Source organism: Microvirga makkahensis (assembly GCF_009830105.1).
Taxonomy (GTDB): domain Bacteria; phylum Pseudomonadota; class Alphaproteobacteria; order Rhizobiales; family Beijerinckiaceae; genus Microvirga; species Microvirga makkahensis.
The window spans coordinates 32,155-49,803 of sequence record NZ_WURB01000011.1 but is presented as its reverse complement, the minus strand read 5'-3'; the positions used below and the strand labels follow the sequence as shown (position 1 = coordinate 49,803).

The window sequence follows — 17,649 nt, the reverse complement described above, 5'->3', positions numbered from 1 at the left end:
ATGTGTCGGTGCGTGTGCTGTCGGGTTGTATGCGTCTAGCGTAAGAGGAACTCGTTGCAAATCGCGACGATACGGCGCGCCGCTGTCCCGTCGCCGTAGGGGGATCCTGCCCGCGCCATGGCACTGTATGCCGCCTCGTCGGTCAGCAGCCTTGCCGCTTCCGCCACAATCCGCTCGCGCCGTGCTCCTACGAGTTTCGCGACACCGGCCTCTACTGCCTCGGGCCGCTCGGTCTCGTCTCTGAGGACAAGAACGGGCTTGCCCAGGGCGGGGGCTTCTTCCTGGATGCCGCCGCTGTCGGTCAGGATCAGAGTCGAGCGTTTCATCAGCATGATGAGTGCTTCATAGTCCGCCGGTGCGATCAGGTGGACGCGCTCCAAGCCTTCGAGGGCTGCGTATACGGGCTCGCGAATGTTGGGATTGGGGTGAACGGGGTATACGAATTCAAGGTCCGGGAAGCGGTCGTGGATCTCACGGAGTGCGGCGCAGATCTCCAGGATCGGCTGACCGAAGTTCTCGCGGCGATGCGCCGTCATCAGGATGAGACGCCTGTCGGGACTCGTCGGGAAACCGCAGGGCAGATCCCGTCCCGCGACGTCCAGTAGAGCATCCACAACGGTATTGCCTGTAACGTGTACGGAGTGAGCGGGCTTGCCTTCCCTCAGGAGATTTTCCCGCGCACGAACAGTAGGGGCAAAGTGGAGTTGAGTGACGAGCCCTGTAACGACGCGATTCAGCTCTTCAGGAAATGGGCGCTCGATATCATGCGTGCGCAGTCCAGCTTCGACATGCCCTATGGGAATGCGATGATAGAATGCCGCGAGTGCGGCCACCATGACCGATGTCGTGTCGCCCTGGACGAGAACGAGATCGAAGTTCTCGGCCGTCAAAAGAGGATCGAGCTTGGCGAAGATCTTGCTGCTCAAGCCCGAGAGGGTTTGGTTGGGGACCATAACATCCAGGTCATGGTCGACCCGGATATTGAAGAGCGAGAGCACTTGCTGGACCATCTCGCGGTGCTGGCCGGTGCTCACGACCACTGGCTCAGCCCAGCTCTCCTGTTGGAGCGCTTTGATGACGGGAGCCATTTTGATGCACTCGGGCCTTGTGCCGACTAGACAAAGAACGCGCTTTGTATTTCGTTGTGTCATTTTGTTACTCTGGTCCCGGTTGTGCGCTAATGGTCTTTATCCTAAGGGCATGTCAACCCTCAATTTCGACGTCATCAGGTTCAGGCATCAAGAATTGGGCTTCTCCTGCCACCATTCCCGGAGGGGCAGGCGGAAGCGCGGATAGTTCAGAATTGAGCGAATGAGAAGAGCTGCCATGGCAGCATGGCGCCCGTCGTTGCGTGCTGCCGCAGCACGCTCCAGATCAAGGTAGGCAGCCAGACGTCGGCGCAGACCAGGTTCAAGCTCCTCGCCATAGCGGCGCATGATCTGTAGGCTCGCTTCCCTCACAGGAGAGCTTCGTCCGCGCCGTCCGATCGAGATCCGAGCGCCCGGGTATGGGGAGACTTCCAGCCGTCCGCCGCAGAGCGCAAATCGCAGAAACCAGTCCAGATCCTCGAGGCGCCTCAGGGTTGTGTCGAACGGCCCCACGATCCGGAAAGCCGCGCGCGGTATAACGATTGTAGAGCCAGGAGCGAACCAGCATCCGCTGGCAAAATCGGCAGGGTCCGCGCTCGCAATGGGGGTGCGCGTCCTCGAACGCTCACCTTCCTCGATCCACCCGCATGAGACTGCCACAAGATCGCTGTGGCCCTGGGAGAGGAAGGGGAGCTGGTGGGCCAGCTTTTCAGGCAGCCACTGGTCATCGGAGTCGAGAAAGGCGATCAAGTCGCCTGCCGCGGCATCCACGCCCGCCTGGCGAGCGGCTGCCGCTCCTTGGTTCGAGGGAAGGTTGATGACCCGTATGCAAGGGTCTTGCAATGAAGGGTGCGCTAAGGAGAACGGAGGAGCCGAGGCATCGTCTACGACGATGATTTCCTCCGGCTTGCGGAACTGGCGCAGCGCAGAATTGATCGCCCTTAGGGTCGCTTCCTGGCGGTTGAAGGTGGGTATTACCACGCTTATCGTTGGAGACATGGCCCGAACCAATCGTATTCTTGCTAATTTTTCGTAGAATATAAGGGCGCATGAACGACGAGAATGGACCGGCCAGTTAGCATGTGGTGCAAAGGGACGTCAAGGATCCGGCTTTTCCTGCGAGGGTAATGGTCCGAGAAGGAGCTTCTGGATTAACCGGCAGGCCCCGTGGGGCGTCTGTTGAGGTGCGGCTTATCTCGTTGCAGGCGATTTGATGTGGCGTTATTGGTCTTACGGCCCATGCGGGCCTGAGAAATGGGGCAGATTTCGAGCAGATGATATGAAAGTTTAGGTCTTAAAGGTTTAATTTCCTCAGTTGGTGGGCGTAAGCTCCATGGGAATTGGTCTTGAATTAATTAAATGCCATCGAGCGCCAACAAAACGGGATGGCATTCAGCACGGCCCTGATAAGAAGCCACGGATAACGTCCGGCTCTTTTCGTGGAGTCTACGGAAGCAATTGCACATGACGGATGATCTTGAGGCTGACGAACTGGAGGAGACGAAAGCGGGCGCGAAGTCTGGTCAGACATTCGCAAATTGGCGCCCTAAAATCGGCAAACGCCTGGTTGACCGGCTGAGACTTCTGGCAGCCTGGCTTCGCATTACCATTCTGCCGCAATTTGGTAGGCGTATCCTGTTCAGCATCATTCTCACCACAAGTGGTCGGCTAGCCGATGCCGCAAGTTTCGTTGTTGGCATTCACATACTAACTCACTCTCTCTCCGACAGTCAGCTGGACCCGACGGCCATTCAAGAGGGCTTGATCTGGGCCGCCATTGGGCTGGCCGGCGTCTTGGCGGTAGGAAGCGGCTTGGGATATCTCGGCAATAGATTGGCGGCAAAGGTCGTATTGGAGTACGAGATGACCTGCGTCGTCGATAGCCTGTCGATTGTCCGTCATTATCAAGACAACAACGCTGCGCTTCCCCAAGGGGAAATTGCAAACATCACAAAACAGGCGCCCCGCGTCATGTCTCGAAGCCTGTTGAATGTCATGAACGCCAGTACGGCATGTGTTCTGACCGTGGCAGGCTTGGCAACATGCGCAAAGCTGTTTCCAGCTTTGACGATCATTGTCTTGCTGAGTCTTGTTCTGCTGAGCCCGTTCTACATCTATGCTGCCGTCCACAGTACAAATATCGGCCATCGCATTCGTATTTACGCACCTGGATACGGAATTACGATGAAGCGCTTACAGTCGCGCTGGCTTTCAAAGAAGCAGTCGTTCGACGAAGGAAAAATTCTGCAAGAGGTTCGTGGCGACCCTGACTACAGACATTATTTTGAAGCCTACCGTGAGCGCATGACGCTGTCAGCCCGCAATCATTTCCTGAGCAGCATAACCCTTGCGTTCGTCATTGCTGTATCCTTCTTGTGGATCGCCAATGATGTTGAATTAAACCCAAAATCTATCGCCACTGTCGTGTCCTACTTAGTGGCTCTTCGTTTGTTTTCTCATGGTTTGGCGGGTATTTTTCACGGAATTCAGGGCGTCAATTCTACTTTGCCTCTTTACCTCACGTTTTTGCTGAGGGACCCGCGAATAAATAAGGTGGCCTGATCGATGATGCATAGCCATTGATCTTGCCATTACTGACGCATCCCCTCGCGCTTGCGAACTACGGTATAGGGTAGCGGCTATCCCGATGACGATACGGGCAAGCGGCGGGTTGCAGGCGTTGTATGATATATAATTATGTTGTATTCGAGCAGGCAATCCTGATCCTTGGGGAAGCTTCTCCGATGCTCCTTCGCCGAATCCCATACCCCGGGTGGGACGACCTCTATTGATGGCGGTCGGAACGCATGGGCAGGATCTGAAATGAGCGGGAGCCGCGACAGGATCCTGCCCGTTATCCTTTGCGGCGGCTCGGGAACGCGGCTCTGGCCCGCCTCTCGTGCCAGCATGCCCAAGCCGTTTGTCACGATGCTGGGAGAGCTCTCCACCTTCCAAATGGCCGCTCAGCGCGTTGCCGCCCCTGGTATTTTCCAGCGCCCCGTCGTGATTTCCGGCAAGGGGACCCGCTTCGTCGTCGCCGACCAACTCGCGCAGATCGGGGTGGGGGCCGATATCATTCTCGAGCCTGCCCAGAGGGACACCGCCGCCGCCATTGCCGTCGCGGCCTGCCATGCGGCCTGTCATGCTCCCGATACGGTCGTGCTCGTTGCCGCCGCCGACCACGTGATCGACGATCAGGCGGCTTTCGTTGCGTCATGTGAGGCTGCCCTCGAGGCCGCGCGCCGGGGATCCATCATGACCCTGGGCGTCCTGCCGCAATACCCTGCTACCGGCTTTGGCTACATCCGGCCCGGCAGGCCGATCGAAGGGACCGGTGCTTTCCGCGTCGAAGGTTTCGTCGAGAAGCCGGATCCGGCAGCGGCACAGAGCTATATCGACCAGGGTTGCCTCTGGAACAGCGGCAACTTCCTGTTCCGCGCCGACGTGATGATGGAGGAGCTGGAGCGCTTCCAGCCGGAGGTTCTATCTGCCGCAAAGGAGTCTCTCGAAGCCGCCACCGCCGACCCCGATTTCATCCGCCTCGGCGAGGGAGCGTTCGGGCAGGCCCCGAAAATATCCATCGATTACGCCGTCATGGAGCGAACGGAACGTGCCGGCGTCCTGCCCGTCTCTTTCTCCTGGACCGACATCGGCTCCTGGGGAGCTCTGTGGGATGCGTCGCCGCGCGACGCGGCGGGCAATGCGCTTCACGGCAACGTCGAGGTCTTCGAAACCCGCAACAGTCTCGTTCACGGCGAGGGTATTCTCACGGCGGTGGCCGGTCTCGAGGACGTCGTGGTCGTTGCCCGTTCCGACGCGGTGCTAGTGGCCTCGCGCTGTCGCTCCGATCTGGTGAGGGATCTCGTGGCGGCGATGTGCGCCAGGCAGCATCCAGAAGCGAGCGAGCACGTCCGCACGTGCCGGTCCTGGGGGTGGTGTCAGTATATCGGTCAGGGCTCCAGCTTCCGGGTGAAGCGCATCGTCGTGAAGCCGGGCAGGCGTCTCCCGCTCCAGAGGCAGCACCACTGTGGTGAACATTGGATCGTGGTGGCGGGCACCGCTCAGGTGACGGTGAACGGGAACGTAAGCCTCGTTCATGAGAACGAGGCCATCCATATCCCGGCCGGCTCCGTGCGCCGTCTGGTCAATCCGGGCCGGATCCCGCTTGAGGTGGTCGAGGTTGAGGTGGGCAGCTGCGCGGGCGAAGATGACGGTGCTCTATCCACGACATCGACGGCCGCTAGAGCATCGGGCGTGAAAGGTGGAATCCGCTTTTGGGAAAATCCGGAGCCCTCCTCATGGCAAGCGCACCGTTCGATGCGAAACCGGGTCCAATGTTTCGCACGATGCGCTAAGAGGTCGGGGTATCGATCTCAATGTCCATTGTGAAATCGCGGATTTCTCCTGGCGGGATCATCACGATTCCGGGCTTGTCCTTGAATGGACCTTCGAAGCCGACCGGATCCGCGTGGCCCTGCCACGGCTCGATGCAGAGATAGCCCGCACCGGGCTTCGTCCAGAGGCCGAGATGCGGCATGCCGGGGAAGGACAGCGTGAGCGACCGGCGGCCCGGAACGCCGTAGCGGACCCTGCGGCTCGCGAGCGTGCTCCAGACCAGCGCCCCGTCATCGAAAAGATCGTCGCGCAAGGGCAGGCGGTCGCCCTTCACAGGCGTCGGGCGAGAGGCAGGCCCGATCAATCCATCCGACAGCATGTGCAGGGACGCGGGTTCCGCCGTCTCGAAAAGGATCTCGTGCGCGTTCCGCTCGCCGCCATAGGGCAGGGGCCACCGCAGGGCGGGATGGAAGCCGAACGAGACAGGAATAGGGCGGCTCTCGGGATTCGTGACCGATGCCAGGAAGATCAGCCTTCCTCCCTCGAGCCGGTAGGTCATGTCCAGCCGGAAATCGAAAGGAAACTGTTCGCGTGTCTTATCGTCTGCCTTCAAGCGGAGCCGGCAGAATTCAAGCGACGCATCGACGATCTCGAAGGTCGAGAGGCGGGCGAAACCGTGCTGCTTCATGGGATAGACGCGCCCGTCGATGAGCGCTTGATCATCGCGCAGGCGGCCGACGATCGGGAAGAGGAGGGGGGAGCGCCCCGTCCAGAACGCCGGATCGCCGTCCCACAAGAGTTCCCGACCCTCCTCGTCGCACAGGCGGATCAGTTCCGCGCCCCGCGAGGAGATCTGGGCTTTGAGATGGGCGTTCGACAGCGTGACCGTCATGAGATGCTCCTGAAGTGCTGCGGCCTGGTGCCCTATCGTGTCCAATGGGCTCCGGACACTCAACTCCAATTCACCAGTCCGCACAGCCTCGGCGACGATCTTTTGCCCCTCTCGCGAGTTGTGCTTCCTCTGGGTTCAGCAGAAGGGGGCCACGGCCGGATGGGAGCGAACGGAGACATTCTCGATTGCCTGATCGTCGGCGGCGGGCCGGCGGGACTGACGACAGGGCTTTACCTTGCGCGGTTCAAGCGCCGCTTCCTGATCGTCGACAGCGGAACGCCCCGGGCGGCCTGGATCCCGACCAGCCACAACATCCCGATGTTCGCAGACGGCATTTCCGGCCCCGACCTTCTGGCGCGGGCGCGCGCCAATCTGGAGCAGTACGGCGAGTGCATCCGGAGCGGGCGGGTGACGGGACTTCGCAGGCAGCCGGACCGCTTCATCGCCCTCGTCGAGGACGACAGGGGCGGCACCAGTCAGATCTCCGCCAAACGCGTGGTCCTTGCCACGGGTGCGGTCGATATCGAGCCCGACCTGCCGGACGTGCCCAACGCCGTGCAGCGCGGCCTCGTGCGTTATTGCCCCATCTGCGACGGCTATGAATCCCGGGACCAGAAAATCGCCGTCATCGCCTATGGATCCCACGGCTTGGGGGAGGCGGTGTTCATCGCGCGGACCTATTCCCGCGACGTGACCCTGCTGACGCTCGGGCAGAGTCTCGAGTTGACGCCGGAGCAGAGAGGACGGCTCGACGAGCACGGCATCAAGATCGTCGAGGCTCCCGTGGAAACCCTCGACATGGAGAACGACCGCATTTCCGCGCTTCATGTGGGCGGCAAGGAGCACCGCTTCGACGTGCTCTATTCGGCCCTGGGCCTCAAATATCGCTCCGACCTCGCCCTGTCCCTGGGGGCCGAGCAGGATCGATCGGGAAGTCTGCTCGTCGACGAGCATTGCCAGACCACCGTAAAGGGGCTCTATGCGGCGGGCGATGTCGTGCGCGGCCTCGACCAGATCGTCGTCGGCATGGGCCATGCCGCCCATGCCGCCACGCATATTCACAATCATTGCGACCTGCCGACCGAGGATGAGCCGGGAGGCACGTGAGCCCGTCAGGCGAGGGCCCTCGCCAGAAGGGGCAGGCTCACATCCATGCGGTAATCCACGGACGAGTGGTTGTCCGGAAATTCCTCGTAAACATGGGCGATGCCCGCGGCCTCGAGCTTCCGGTGCAATTGGCGCGAGCCATAGACCATGTTGTACTGATCGACATCGCCGCAATCGATGTAGAAGGCCTTCAGCTTGCGGAGGTTTTCCCGGCAGGCTTCGTCATCGGCCATGCGCAGCGGATCCCAGCGCAGCCAGTTGGCCCAGCGCTCCTCGATCATTTCGCAGGTCTGGAGATCGACCGGCAGCCGGATGCCGCAGAACTGGCTCGGGTCGGGATCGAAGCTCGCTGCCTGGGCGAGCAGCATCAGCACGTGCCAGTCCTGGTCCTTGGCTTTGGGGCCCTGCTCGAACTTGCTGAGGAAGGCTTCGATGGACATGCCGTGACCGGCAAGGTGGCGCAGCGCGCCGGCGAATTCGCCGAGATGATAGAGATACTCGAACCCCACATCTCCGGAATGGGAGGCCGCCACCGACCAGACCGAGCCGCCGTGGCGCATCGCGTGGACGAGAGAGCCGTAGCCGCCAGAACTCTTGCCGAAAATCCCCCTGCGTCCCTCGCCGCCGCACCCGAAGCGCTCTTCGAGAAAGGGCACCATCTCGCGGATGAGGAAAGTCTCCCAGGCGCCCATTGCGGCGCTGTCGACATATTGATTGCCGCCGAGACGGGTGAAACAGTCGGGGAACGCCACGACCACCGGGGGCATCGCGTCCGTTCCGATCAGGCGGTCGAGCCGCTCCGGAAGGTTCTCTCCGTAGTTCTTCCAGTTCGTATGCGCGGGGCCGCCTGCCGTATAGCCGACGAGGTCCACGAGGAGAGGCAGTCCGCGGCCGTCGTGCCCGGCCGGCACGTAGACGTCGATCCGCCGCAGGGACGGGTCGCCCAGGAGGTTGCCTTTCAGGCACTGGCTGTCGATCCGGAGGTTGTGCACCATGCCTTCCGGTACGTTATGGTCCTTGCGCATTGCTGCTCCTCATGACTTGTGGGCGGAGATGATGTGTCCGCCGGGCAGGCAATTGTCCAGAAATGGAGCTCCGGCAGCGGTTAATAAGTCATTTCGGCCGCTAGCCATTCCGCCATCCCTGGCACTAGGGTGCCACCTCAAGCGGCGTTGTGTGGGGGAATAACATATGACCGACAGTTTCCTGCCTAAATGGGCCTTGAAGACCGAAGGCGTCATCATGCCGGACGAAAGGCTCCCGACGGGCCAGATGGTCGTCGTGGGCCTGCAGCATGTGGTGGCCATGTTCGGCGCCACGGTGCTGGCTCCGATCCTGATGGGCTTCGATCCGAACGTCTCCATCCTGTTTTCCGGCCTCGCCACGCTGATCTTCTTCTTCGTGGTCGGCGGCCGCGTGCCGAGCTATCTCGGATCGAGCTTCGCCTTCATCGGCCCGGTGCTCGTCGCCACCGGCGCCTCGGTCGGCAGCCCGAACCCGAGCATCCCTCTGGCCCTGGGCGGCATCATCGCCGCGGGTGCGCTCTATTTCGTCATCGGCCTTGTGGTTCAGATGGCGGGGCATCGCTGGATCGAGAGGCTCATGCCGCCGGTGGTCACCGGCGCCATCGTCGCCGCCATCGGCCTCGTGCTGGCGCCCATCGCCATCAACAGCGCGTCGGGCGTGACGCCCGACAATGCGAACGGCTCCGACTTCGCCCGTTGGATCGCACTCGCCACGGTGCTGTCGGTCGGCCTCGTCGCGGTTTATGCGCCGGGTATGTGGCGGCGTCTGCCGGTGCTCCTCGGCGGCGCATTCGGCTATCTGATCTACTTCATCTTCGCGAATCTCATGGGCTATGGAACGCCCATCGACTTCGCGAAAATCGGAGAAGCGGCCTGGTTCGGGCTTCCGACCTTCCAGAGCCCTGTCTTCGACATGAGAGCGGTGAGCCTGATCGCGCCTGTGGCCATCATCCTGGTCGCCGAGAACCTCGGGCACATCAAGGCCATCGGCGCAATGACCGGCCGCAATCTCGATCCGTATCTCGGGCGCGCCTTCATGGGCGACGGTCTGGCCACGATGCTGTCCGGCGCCGCCGGCGGCACGGGCATGACCACCTATGCCGAGAATATGGGCGTGATGGCGGTGACCCGCATCTATTCGACGCTGGTCTTCATCATCGCCGCGGGATTCGCGCTGCTGCTCGGCCTGTCGCCGAAATTTGGCGCCTTCATCGGCACCATTCCGGGTCCGGTGCTCGGCGGTCTGTCCATCGTGGTATTCGGCCTCATCGCCGCGACCGCGGGCCGGATCTGGGTGGAGAACCGGGTCGACTTCTCGAATCCGCGCAACCTCATCACCGTGGCGGTCGCTCTGATCCTGGGGGCGGGCAACTTCAAGCTGAACGTCGCGGGCTTCACGCTCGACGGCATCGGCACGGCGACATTCGGAGCGATCATTCTTTATCACATCCTGAACATGGCGCCGGCCCGCACCGCCGAGCCCCCGCACGTTTAAACGAGCGCACAGGAACACGCTTCAAGGAGCCCGCGTTGAGCCTCGACGCGGGCTCCTCCTTTTCCCGAGGACCGGACGAGAGCCCGCATCGTTCTCTCAGAAAAGGATGATGCCATGAGCTCCGGACAAGAGCAGACGCTTCCGCCGCAGGTGCAGGACCGGCAACCCGGTCATGAGACCGAGATGAACCCGAGGCCCGACTACGAGCCGCGTTATCCCGGGAGCAACCGGCTTCAGGGCAGGACGGCTCTCATCACCGGCGGCGACAGCGGCATCGGACGGGCGGTCGCCGTTCTCTTCGCGCGGGAGGGAGCCGACATCGCCATCGTCTACCTCAACGAGACGGAGGATGCGCAGGCCACGAAGCAGCTCGTGGAGAGGGAGGGGCGCGCATGCCTGACCATCGCCGGCGACGTGGGCGATCCCGGCTTTTGCCGGTCCGCCGTGGATCAGGCGATCCAGCGCTTCGGCAAGCTCGATGTGCTCGTGAACAACGCGGCCGAGCAGCACCCCAAGGGTGAAATTTCTGAGATCAGTCCCGAGCAGATCGACCGGACGTTCAGGACCAACATCTTCGGCTATTTCTATATGGTCCAGGCGGCGATGCCCCATCTGAAGCGAGGGGCGGCCATCATCAACACGACGTCTGTCACAGCCTATCGCGGCAGCTCGGAGCTTCTGGACTACAGCGCCACGAAAGGCGCCATCGTCGCCTTCACGCGCTCGCTGGCGCAAAAGCTCGCGGAACAGGGCATCCGCGTGAACGGCGTCGCGCCCGGACCGATCTGGACGCCGCTGATCCCTGCGACGTTTCCGGCCGAGAAGGTGAAGAGTTTCGGCGCGAACACGCCGCTCAAGCGCCCGGGCCAGCCCAATGAGGTCGCACCCTCCTATCTGTTCCTGGCCTGCGAGGACGCGTCCTACATCACGGGCTCGATCCTGCATCCGAACGGCGGCGATCCGACCGAATCCTGACAGCAGAAAGGCGGCTCCGAGAGCCGCCTTTCTTTCTTGACGATGGATGATGCGATCAGCGGCGACGCCGCACGCGCACCGGAATCGGAGCGGGGGCGGAGGCCTGCGCGGCCACTGCGATGAACAGGAGCAACGCAGACAAGGACGCTCCGATCAAGAAGACGATTTCCGCAATTTCGGTCTGTGACGCCAAGCCCGTGACGCCTGCGAGCAAAGTAAGAAGTATGAAAATGACAAATGTGCGAAGGGCAACTGAACGGGTCATCGACATCTCTCCCAGGTGTTCTGAAAAACGTACCTGAAAGAGCTGGGTTCCATGTTCAGAGAATCTCCAAAAAATACTTATGCCAAGGTTCTAAAAACTGAGTGTTCGTCTTTTGGTCGGAACCTCACTGTCGCGCTTGGCGTTGGTTGAAGGTCATCGGCTGAAAGCTGATCTTGAAACTAAGCGAGGTAACGCCATGCTCGGTTGGGCTGTCACTTTTCTCATCATCGCACTGATCGCGGCTCTGTTCGGTTTCGGCGGCATCGCCGGCACCGCTGTCGAGATCGCGAAGCTGATCTTCTTCGTTGCGATCGTGCTCTTCGCCATTTCGGCCGTGATCGGCCTTCTGCGCGGACGAAGCCCGATGTGAAGCCCCATGGAATGGGTGACTCACCTGTATCGATGAAGGCGCCGCCTCACGGGGCGGCGTTTTCATTGGACCGAAGCCGTTCTCCGATCAGCCCTGGAGAGCCGCGCGGGTCATGCCGTCGGGGCCCAGGTCATCCATGTCGTCCATGTTCAGGAGTGCGGCCAGACGCAGGCGTGCCCGGTTGACGCGGCTCTTGATGGTGCCGACGGCGCATCCGCAGATGCAGGCGGCCTCCTCATAGGAAAACCCCGAGGCTCCGACCAGCAGCAGGGCTTCCCGCTGGTCTGAGGGGAGGCGGGCGAGGGCGGTGCGGAAATCCTCGAAATCGAGGTGAGATCCCTGTTCCGGCTGGACCCTCAAATGACTGGCATAGGAGCCGTCCGGGTCTTCGACCTCCCGCCGGCGCTTGCGGTATTCGGAGTGAAAGAGGTTTCGCAGGATTGTGAAGAGCCAAGCATTAAGGTTGGTGCCCAGCTCAAAGCGGTGAAGATTGGCAAGGGCGCGGAGGAGGGTCTCCTGAACAAGGTCGTCTGCCTTGTCGACCTGACCTGAAAGGGAGATGGCAAAGGCGCGTAGGCTGGGTACCGCAGCAAGCAGAGCCTCCCTCAAGTCAGGCTCGGGGTTCATTGCGCCCCGTCCTTTTTCTTTTCCAGCTGGTCCAGCAACTCCCTGAAGCGCTCCGGGACGGGTTGCTGCATCAATTCGTCGTACATGGCGCGCAGCTGGTCGCCAATGCGCTTCTGGCTGCCGCTGTCGAGTCTTGCATCGGTTCCAAGCTTGTCATTCACAGATGTTCTCGGGAGTGCCCGAGCCAGCTTGTTCCCCTTATCGCTTGTCATCTGATTCCCCTTGACATCCCTTGACCCTATTAAGGGATGGCCAACCTTGGCAGTAGCTCTATACTGATTTTCGAGCAATAACGCTTGTTGCTGAATACAGTTCCAGGAATGGAACTTTTCCAGCTCTGCCACGTTGAAAGGACCATCGGTACAACGAGGCAAAAGCACTTAATAAGGGGAAGCGAATGTCGACAGCTCAGCTTGTCGTCCAGCATTTACCGTATCTTCGCCGTTATGCACGCGCTCTCACGGGCAGCCAGATGGCTGGTGATGCCTATGTGGCTGCGACCCTTGAAACGTTGGTGAGCGAGCCTGAGACCATCGGGCCCTCTGGTAACGTCAAGGTTGAGCTCTTCCAGGTCTTCACCCGCATCTGGAACTCGCTATCCGTCAACGGGCGCAGTGAGCAGATCCAGCGTGATCTTCCGGCGGAGGTTCGCCTCGGACAGATTACTCCGCTTCCGCGCCAGGCGTTCCTCCTGTCGTGCCTTGAGGGCTTCGGCGAAGAGGAGGTCGGCCAAATTCTCGATGTGGATACGAACACAGTGCGCGAGCTCGTCGACGAGGCCGGTCGTGAGTTGGCTGCGGACATGGCGACGGACATCCTCATCATCGAGGACGAGCCGTTGATCGCCATGGACCTCGAGGCTCTCGTGGAAGGGCTTGGCCACAACGTCACCGGGGTCGCCCGGACGCGCACCGAGGCCGTCAAGCTTGCTTCCACCAAGCAGCCCGGGCTGATCCTCGCGGATATCCAGCTCGCCGATGGCAGCTCGGGTCTCGACGCGGTCAATGATCTCCTGAAATCCTTCGAAGTGCCGGTGATCTTCATCACCGCCTATCCGGAGCGGTTCCTGACCGGTGAGCGGCCCGAGCCGGCCTTCCTCATCGCCAAGCCGTTCCAGCCTGCAAACGTGTCGGCCGTGATCAGCCAAGCGCTGTTCTTCCAGCAGAGCGCAAAACGCCGTGAGCCCCGCGCCGCGACCGCCTGAGGCGCCATCCCAGCCGCCCCATTATGGCTAAGTATTCGCCCGGCTTCCGAGCCGGGCTTTTCTTTTGTCACGTTGTAATCGGAACAAAAAAAGACGGGCATCGAAGCCCGTCTATAGGTGCCGGCCAATGCACAAGGGGAATGCGGGGAGGACCAGGAGGCCGGTGCTTAAAGAACGCTCCTCGCAAAATAAAGGTTCCAGCTTTTTTCTTTGATTTTCCTGTCGAAGATGCGCCGGAACATCAAAGATAAGGTCGCGTTGTTTTCTCGAATGGTTGAGCTAAGCAGCAGGGAGACGGGAATGCTCCTCACCTCCACGAGATTTGGCATCGTGACCGGAGCAGCCATGCTGGCCGCCGGCATCGCCTTTGCGGATTCAGGGATCTCCTCTCTCGGATCTTCCCTGCTGAGGGCGGCGCAGATCGAGGATCGGGCGGCGCCCAAAGGCGACCGGCTGATGATTGCCCGTGCGGCGGAGGACAGGATGAGCGTGTCCATCGTGGAGATCGTCGGGCTGACCCATGCGACCGTGATCCTGCGAGGCGATGACGGAGAGGTGCTCTACCGCTCCGATCCAAGGTCCGGCATGACGACGGTTTCGAAGAATACCGAGATTCCAGTCCTGGCAACGAACGAGGAGTTCCGCAATCCGGCCCGCCAGGACACGCCCGCGACCCGGGAAGGGCGAGACGGGCCCCGCAAGCCGAAACGCAAGCTCCCGGTCGGGTGCATGGGCGATGTGAGCCCTCTGGCGAGCGCCAGCGCGAACAGAATGCCGAGTCTCTGCCTCGCCCTGCTGGATCGGCCCTTATCCTGAACTCTCCGAGAGCGGGACGGATCATGGATGTTCCGCTCGCTTTAAATACAATACGGGCCGCCTGTCGAAAATGGTCTGATTGCCCTTTTGTTGTTAGATGAATAAGTATTCATCTTTGCGCACCTAAGTATATTCCAGAGCGTTATGGTAGGAATACATATGCGAATGGAACGTGTGCGTGGGATGGCGCGTTTTCCTCTCGCGCATTTTGGCGCATATCGCGATTCAATGAACATTCAGGAGAATATCACGATGCTGAAGAAGCATATGGCAGCTTGCCTCGTCGTGACGGCTTTCGCGGCTGCGCCCGCCTTCGCCCAGACCTCGCCCTCCGCGCCGACCGACCGCCCGACGGCTTCGGGATCCGGCTCGACGACCTCGGGATCACCCGCGATGCAGCCCGGCGCAGCCGGCTCCTCATCCACGACCTCTCCGTCCGCCGGCTCGTCCGCAATGAACCAGGGCGGCGGATCGCAGGGCCAGTTCATGACCCAGATGCAGGCGAGCCAGGTGATGGCGTCCGATCTGATCGGGACCCGCGTCGTTAGCGCCAACAACGAGTCGATCGGCGACATCAATGACGTGATCGTGGACCGCAACGGCCAGGTCATGGCCGTCGTGGTGGGCGTCGGCGGCTTCCTGGGAATTGGCGAAAAGGATGTGGCCGTTCCGTTCAAGTCCCTGGAATTCGCCAGCAGCCAGCAGGCGAACGCCATGGACAACAGCAGCGGGGGCGGCAATGTAGCGACCACCGGTTCGACGGCGACGGGCGGCACGCCGAACTCGAACATGGCCACCAACAACGCTTCGGCAGAGGGCGGCAATGCGGCCTCGTCCAATGAGCCGGAACGTGTGATCCTCCGGATGACCAAGGCCGAACTTCAGGCGGCTCCGGCCTTCAAGGCCGATGGCGAAGGCAATGGAGGCGGCTCGACCACAGGTACGACCGGTGCGGGCGGCGGCGCCAACCAGCAGTAATCTCCACCGCCGGCTCTGCCGATCCGCGGCGCCCTGATCCACCGGGGCGCCGTTTTCAGGACGGACGGGATCCAGAACAAAAAGGCGCAGTCACGAGGTGACTGCGCCTTTTAGGGTGCCAGTTCGAGGGGGCATTCGAACCGGTTGCTCATACAACGCCGAGGCTGGGCGGATGTTCCGAATTTCTTTGAGAGAGCGGATCGCTCTTCAAACTGAACTCGCCGCGTCGTGAGGAACCGGGTCCCTTCCGGGCACGTTCTCTCGCCGAGATAGATGCGGAGACGACGATGACGGCGACCAACGAGATGGATGCGGCCTTGTGCCAGGAGGAACTGCCCGACGAATTCTCCCGGCTCGCCTCGAGTTCCTCCCCCCGCGAGAAGCCGAACGTTGCCTGGATGTTGAGCGGGATCGTGCACGATCATCAACAGGACGAGGTGATATGCCCCCTCATGTTGCGGCGGCGCCTCGTCGTTCAGGCCTGGTCCCGTGGACTGGCTCCAGGCGTTCAGCGGCATCTTTAGAATTCACCAGCGTTTCAGGCTTGTTCGTTTGATGACCGAAGCATTCGTAAATCCCGTTGGGCACAATCCTATTGCCTTTCTCTTTCATCCCAGCGCCGTGCCTGTGATCGACGTCTTTCGATCCATCGGCAGCCTGGACGATCAGTATGATCTCGCCCTTCTCGATGGCCCCGAGCGGGGGTTGGCGACCTATGTGCAGCCCGGTGCTGCCAAGGGGATCGTGTCCGATGCCCTGCTGCTTGCCTTCGCCCTGACGCGCCAGCGGGGGACGGCCTTCGACCATCGCCCGGTCGGGTCTCGCTACGGCACGCGCGATGAGTATTGCCTCATGACCCTGATCGGGGCATCGCGACAGCCCGGTTCGGAGGTGGCCAGAGAGGCGGCCGCCCTCTTGGGACTCTCGCCGCTGGAACTCATGTCCGCGCTGGCCGGGGAGCTCGCACGACAAATCGACCTCGGGATCATCGTCTTTACGGTGCCGTCCTTGACTGAATTCAGGGCTGTGGCCGGGGTCGGGAACGGGCAACTGGAAGCTGTCGTCGAGGCCACGGGCAAGCCCGGGCGGCATTTCGGCCTCTGACCTCGGAAACCTCAGAAGATATTTTGCCAAGCGGCTCCGGCTTGCCGCCCAAGGACGGGGCGAGCCAGAGGAGAGGGTCGGCTCTGCGTCAACGGAAACGGCTCCGGCGCTTCCCGCGAGACAAAAATAAAGGGGCCGCTGGGCGGCCCCTTTTGGCATGGAATTTACTGTCGCTATTCCTGATTGCCGCGGGTATTGCCCGATGCCTGACCGCCTTTGCGGCCAGCCTCCGAGGCGAGCTCGCGATCCTGCGAGAAGGAGCGCTTCTCGGCGGGGACGCTTTTGCCGCCTTTACTTGCAATTTCACGTTGGCGGTCCGAATCCATGGATGCGAAACCGCGCTTCGAAGTCGAACCACTTGGCGCCATCTTAAGCCTCCTTGACCAATGATGTTCGTGGTTGAACAACCGTTCGCTAATTCGATGGTTCCGAGGAGGAAGGTGGAACCTTTGCAAAAAATTTTTATGAAAAAAAGCAGTTCGATCGAAGAAGGTTTTCCGTTTTGATTGCCACGCTTAAATAATGGAGGCGCTCTGTTGTTTGTACCCTTGCTGGTGTGGGGTGCGACAAGTGGGAAGGCTGGAGTGTCTTGGCAATTATATTTAAGAAGTTAATGCGAGTACCGTATAAATATTTTCCGTCCTTTGAGTCTAGAACACGGCTCTACAAGTTTCCGGATTGTCGAAGCGGCGTTAACATCAGGCGTGATGCACATCCAATATTCTACGGACGTTTCTACGCGACTATGGAGCCGTTCAGGTTTGACTCTGAGATTTCTCTCCCAAGCCCCGATTGACTCAAACCTGTGATTGCGCCTCCGAGGCTTTCTTCCGTGAAGTCCAGGGATCCGGCTGGTTTCAACATGTCCGATGGGAGTGATTGCACGATGGGCCCGGTTTATGAGACACACCGGCCGTGAACGATGGGAGGGCAGGATGACCTACGACGACGACAACGTGTTCGCGAAGATCCTGAGAGGCGAGTTGCCGTGCCACAAGGTCTACGAGACCGAGCGCGTGCTGGCCTTCATGGACATCATGCCTCGGGGCGAGGGGCATGTGCTCGTCATCCCCAAGGCGAAGGCCCGCAATATTCTCGACGCGGAGCCCGAAGATCTTGCGGAACTCGCGAAATCCGTCCAGGTCGTGGCCCGCGCGGCGAAGGAGGCCTTTGCCGCCGACGGGCTGACGATCCAGCAGTTCAACGAGAGCGCGGGCGGGCAGGTGGTGTTTCATCTCCATGTCCACGTCATCCCGCGTTTCGAGGGGGTTCCCTTGAAGCCGCATACGGGTCAGATGGAGGCCAACGACGTGCTGGCCGCGCACGCTGAAAGGATCCGCGCCGCTCTCAGCGCCTGACCTCATGGGG

The 17,649-nt window shown here is 61.0% G+C and carries 20 protein-coding genes; 12 read left to right on the top strand and 8 right to left on the bottom strand.

All coding sequences use genetic code 11. The features are described from left to right. Positions 1 to 35: 35 nt before the first annotated feature. The gene (gene wecB / locus GR328_RS15710; protein WP_160885474.1) at positions 36 to 1,151 is read right to left on the bottom strand and encodes a non-hydrolyzing UDP-N-acetylglucosamine 2-epimerase; all 1,116 of its coding nucleotides are present in this window, start codon (positions 1,149 to 1,151) and stop codon (positions 36 to 38) included. 87 nt (positions 1,152 to 1,238) lie between these two features. Next, complete coding sequence (locus tag GR328_RS15705) at positions 1,239 to 2,087, bottom strand: glycosyltransferase family 2 protein (protein ID WP_160885473.1); 849 nt, start codon at positions 2,085 to 2,087, stop codon at positions 1,239 to 1,241. Positions 2,088 to 2,552: 465 nt separating this feature from the next. Here GR328_RS15705 and GR328_RS15700 point away from each other — a divergent pair, with 465 nt between their 5' ends. Next, entirely contained in the window at positions 2,553 to 3,650 is a 1,098-nt protein-coding gene (locus GR328_RS15700; RefSeq protein ID WP_160885472.1) for an ABC transporter ATP-binding protein, read from the top strand. A gap of 261 nt (positions 3,651 to 3,911) precedes the next feature. Continuing rightward, positions 3,912 to 5,477, top strand: a complete 1,566-nt coding sequence (locus GR328_RS15695) for a mannose-1-phosphate guanylyltransferase/mannose-6-phosphate isomerase (RefSeq protein ID WP_160885471.1) — start codon at positions 3,912 to 3,914, stop codon at positions 5,475 to 5,477. Here the strand turns inward: GR328_RS15695 and GR328_RS15690 are convergent. Then, a complete protein-coding gene (locus GR328_RS15690) occupies positions 5,440 to 6,315 on the bottom strand; it encodes an aldose 1-epimerase family protein (protein WP_160885470.1) in 876 nt (291 codons plus the stop codon). The two genes, GR328_RS15695 and GR328_RS15690, sit on opposite strands and share 38 nt — an antisense overlap. A 159-nt stretch (positions 6,316 to 6,474) precedes the next feature. Between GR328_RS15690 and GR328_RS15685 the strand changes: the two genes are divergently transcribed. Next, positions 6,475 to 7,422 (top strand): NAD(P)/FAD-dependent oxidoreductase, encoded by a 948-nt coding sequence (locus tag GR328_RS15685; RefSeq protein WP_160885469.1) that lies wholly within the window; start codon positions 6,475 to 6,477, stop codon positions 7,420 to 7,422. 5 nt (positions 7,423 to 7,427) lie between these two features. Here the strand turns inward: GR328_RS15685 and GR328_RS15680 are convergent, their stop codons facing one another. After that, entirely contained in the window at positions 7,428 to 8,447 is a 1,020-nt protein-coding gene (locus GR328_RS15680; RefSeq protein ID WP_160885468.1) for an alpha/beta hydrolase, read from the bottom strand. A 166-nt stretch (positions 8,448 to 8,613) separates the two neighbouring features. On the opposite strand from GR328_RS15680, the gene GR328_RS15675 reads away from it, so the two are divergent. After that, positions 8,614 to 9,942 carry a solute carrier family 23 protein gene (locus GR328_RS15675; protein ID WP_160885467.1) on the top strand — a complete coding sequence of 443 codons (1,329 nt, stop codon included), beginning with the start codon at positions 8,614 to 8,616 and terminating at the stop codon, positions 9,940 to 9,942. 114 nt (positions 9,943 to 10,056) lie between these two features. After that, complete coding sequence (locus GR328_RS15670) at positions 10,057 to 10,917, top strand: SDR family oxidoreductase (RefSeq protein WP_160885466.1); 861 nt, start codon at positions 10,057 to 10,059, stop codon at positions 10,915 to 10,917. A 55-nt stretch (positions 10,918 to 10,972) separates the two neighbouring features. Here GR328_RS15670 and GR328_RS15665 read toward each other — a convergent pair whose 3' ends face one another. Further along, entirely contained in the window at positions 10,973 to 11,182 is a 210-nt protein-coding gene (locus GR328_RS15665) for a hypothetical protein (RefSeq protein ID WP_160885465.1), read from the bottom strand. 196 nt (positions 11,183 to 11,378) lie between these two features. On the opposite strand from GR328_RS15665, the gene GR328_RS15660 reads away from it, so the two are divergent. Further along, the gene (locus GR328_RS15660) at positions 11,379 to 11,552 is read left to right on the top strand and encodes a DUF1328 domain-containing protein (protein ID WP_160885464.1); all 174 of its coding nucleotides are present in this window, start codon (positions 11,379 to 11,381) and stop codon (positions 11,550 to 11,552) included. 87 nt (positions 11,553 to 11,639) lie between these two features. On the opposite strand, the gene GR328_RS15655 is transcribed toward GR328_RS15660, so the two are convergent. Continuing rightward, on the bottom strand, positions 11,640 to 12,179 hold the full coding sequence (locus GR328_RS15655; protein WP_160885463.1) for a sigma-70 family RNA polymerase sigma factor: 540 nt from the start codon (positions 12,177 to 12,179) through the stop codon (positions 11,640 to 11,642). After that, complete coding sequence (locus GR328_RS15650; RefSeq protein ID WP_160885462.1) at positions 12,176 to 12,391, bottom strand: NepR family anti-sigma factor; 216 nt, start codon at positions 12,389 to 12,391, stop codon at positions 12,176 to 12,178. The genes GR328_RS15655 and GR328_RS15650 overlap by 4 nt, the downstream gene beginning before the upstream one ends. 185 nt (positions 12,392 to 12,576) lie before the next feature. Between GR328_RS15650 and GR328_RS15645 the strand changes: the two genes are divergently transcribed. The 5 genes from GR328_RS15645 (at position 12,577) to GR328_RS15625 (ending at position 16,281) form a co-directional block, all read left to right on the top strand. Continuing rightward, positions 12,577 to 13,383 carry a response regulator gene (locus GR328_RS15645; protein WP_160885461.1) on the top strand — a complete coding sequence of 269 codons (807 nt, stop codon included), beginning with the start codon at positions 12,577 to 12,579 and terminating at the stop codon, positions 13,381 to 13,383. Positions 13,384 to 13,683: 300 nt separating this feature from the next. Then, positions 13,684 to 14,199, top strand: coding sequence for a hypothetical protein (locus GR328_RS15640; protein ID WP_160885460.1), 516 nt, complete (start codon positions 13,684 to 13,686; stop codon positions 14,197 to 14,199). 252 nt (positions 14,200 to 14,451) lie between these two features. Next, on the top strand, positions 14,452 to 15,177 hold the full coding sequence (locus tag GR328_RS15635; protein ID WP_160885459.1) for a PRC-barrel domain-containing protein: 726 nt from the start codon (positions 14,452 to 14,454) through the stop codon (positions 15,175 to 15,177). Between the two features lie 287 nt (positions 15,178 to 15,464). Beyond that, positions 15,465 to 15,701: a hypothetical protein gene (locus tag GR328_RS15630; protein WP_160885458.1), complete on the top strand. Its 237-nt coding sequence runs from the start codon at positions 15,465 to 15,467 to the stop codon at positions 15,699 to 15,701. Positions 15,702 to 15,732: 31 nt separating this feature from the next. Next, the gene (locus GR328_RS15625) at positions 15,733 to 16,281 is read left to right on the top strand and encodes a hypothetical protein (RefSeq protein WP_160885457.1); all 549 of its coding nucleotides are present in this window, start codon (positions 15,733 to 15,735) and stop codon (positions 16,279 to 16,281) included. A gap of 173 nt (positions 16,282 to 16,454) precedes the next feature. Here the strand turns inward: GR328_RS15625 and GR328_RS15620 are convergent, their stop codons facing one another. Next, the gene (locus tag GR328_RS15620) at positions 16,455 to 16,649 is read right to left on the bottom strand and encodes a con-10 family general stress protein (protein ID WP_091129372.1); all 195 of its coding nucleotides are present in this window, start codon (positions 16,647 to 16,649) and stop codon (positions 16,455 to 16,457) included. A gap of 567 nt (positions 16,650 to 17,216) precedes the next feature. On the opposite strand from GR328_RS15620, the gene GR328_RS15615 reads away from it, so the two are divergent. Continuing rightward, positions 17,217 to 17,639, top strand: a complete 423-nt coding sequence (locus tag GR328_RS15615) for an HIT family protein (RefSeq protein ID WP_160885456.1) — start codon at positions 17,217 to 17,219, stop codon at positions 17,637 to 17,639. Positions 17,640 to 17,649: the final 10 nt, after the last annotated feature.

Bases quoted from the DNA above. Each gene is read 5' to 3' on its own strand.
- GR328_RS15635 (WP_160885459.1), top strand. From the start codon at position 14,452: ATGCTGAAGAAGCATATGGCAGCTTGCCTCGTCGTGACGGCTTTCGCG.
- GR328_RS15665 (WP_160885465.1), bottom strand. From the start codon at position 11,182: ATGACCCGTTCAGTTGCCCTTCGCACATTTGTCATTTTCATACTTCTT.
- GR328_RS15705 (WP_160885473.1), bottom strand. From the start codon at position 2,087: ATGTCTCCAACGATAAGCGTGGTAATACCCACCTTCAACCGCCAGGAA.
- GR328_RS15625 (WP_160885457.1), top strand. From the start codon at position 15,733: ATGACCGAAGCATTCGTAAATCCCGTTGGGCACAATCCTATTGCCTTT.
- GR328_RS15690 (WP_160885470.1), bottom strand. From the start codon at position 6,315: ATGACGGTCACGCTGTCGAACGCCCATCTCAAAGCCCAGATCTCCTCG.
- GR328_RS15660 (WP_160885464.1), top strand. From the start codon at position 11,379: ATGCTCGGTTGGGCTGTCACTTTTCTCATCATCGCACTGATCGCGGCT.
- GR328_RS15685 (WP_160885469.1), top strand. From the start codon at position 6,475: ATGGGAGCGAACGGAGACATTCTCGATTGCCTGATCGTCGGCGGCGGG.
- GR328_RS15700 (WP_160885472.1), top strand. From the start codon at position 2,553: ATGACGGATGATCTTGAGGCTGACGAACTGGAGGAGACGAAAGCGGGC.
- GR328_RS15695 (WP_160885471.1), top strand. From the start codon at position 3,912: ATGAGCGGGAGCCGCGACAGGATCCTGCCCGTTATCCTTTGCGGCGGC.
- GR328_RS15645 (WP_160885461.1), top strand. From the start codon at position 12,577: ATGTCGACAGCTCAGCTTGTCGTCCAGCATTTACCGTATCTTCGCCGT.
- GR328_RS15620 (WP_091129372.1), bottom strand. From the start codon at position 16,649: ATGGCGCCAAGTGGTTCGACTTCGAAGCGCGGTTTCGCATCCATGGAT.
- GR328_RS15615 (WP_160885456.1), top strand. From the start codon at position 17,217: ATGACCTACGACGACGACAACGTGTTCGCGAAGATCCTGAGAGGCGAG.
- GR328_RS15675 (WP_160885467.1), top strand. From the start codon at position 8,614: ATGACCGACAGTTTCCTGCCTAAATGGGCCTTGAAGACCGAAGGCGTC.
- GR328_RS15670 (WP_160885466.1), top strand. From the start codon at position 10,057: ATGAGCTCCGGACAAGAGCAGACGCTTCCGCCGCAGGTGCAGGACCGG.
- GR328_RS15655 (WP_160885463.1), bottom strand. From the start codon at position 12,179: ATGAACCCCGAGCCTGACTTGAGGGAGGCTCTGCTTGCTGCGGTACCC.
- wecB (WP_160885474.1), bottom strand. From the start codon at position 1,151: ATGACACAACGAAATACAAAGCGCGTTCTTTGTCTAGTCGGCACAAGG.
- GR328_RS15650 (WP_160885462.1), bottom strand. From the start codon at position 12,391: ATGACAAGCGATAAGGGGAACAAGCTGGCTCGGGCACTCCCGAGAACA.
- GR328_RS15680 (WP_160885468.1), bottom strand. From the start codon at position 8,447: ATGCGCAAGGACCATAACGTACCGGAAGGCATGGTGCACAACCTCCGG.
- GR328_RS15630 (WP_160885458.1), top strand. From the start codon at position 15,465: ATGACGGCGACCAACGAGATGGATGCGGCCTTGTGCCAGGAGGAACTG.
- GR328_RS15640 (WP_160885460.1), top strand. From the start codon at position 13,684: ATGCTCCTCACCTCCACGAGATTTGGCATCGTGACCGGAGCAGCCATG.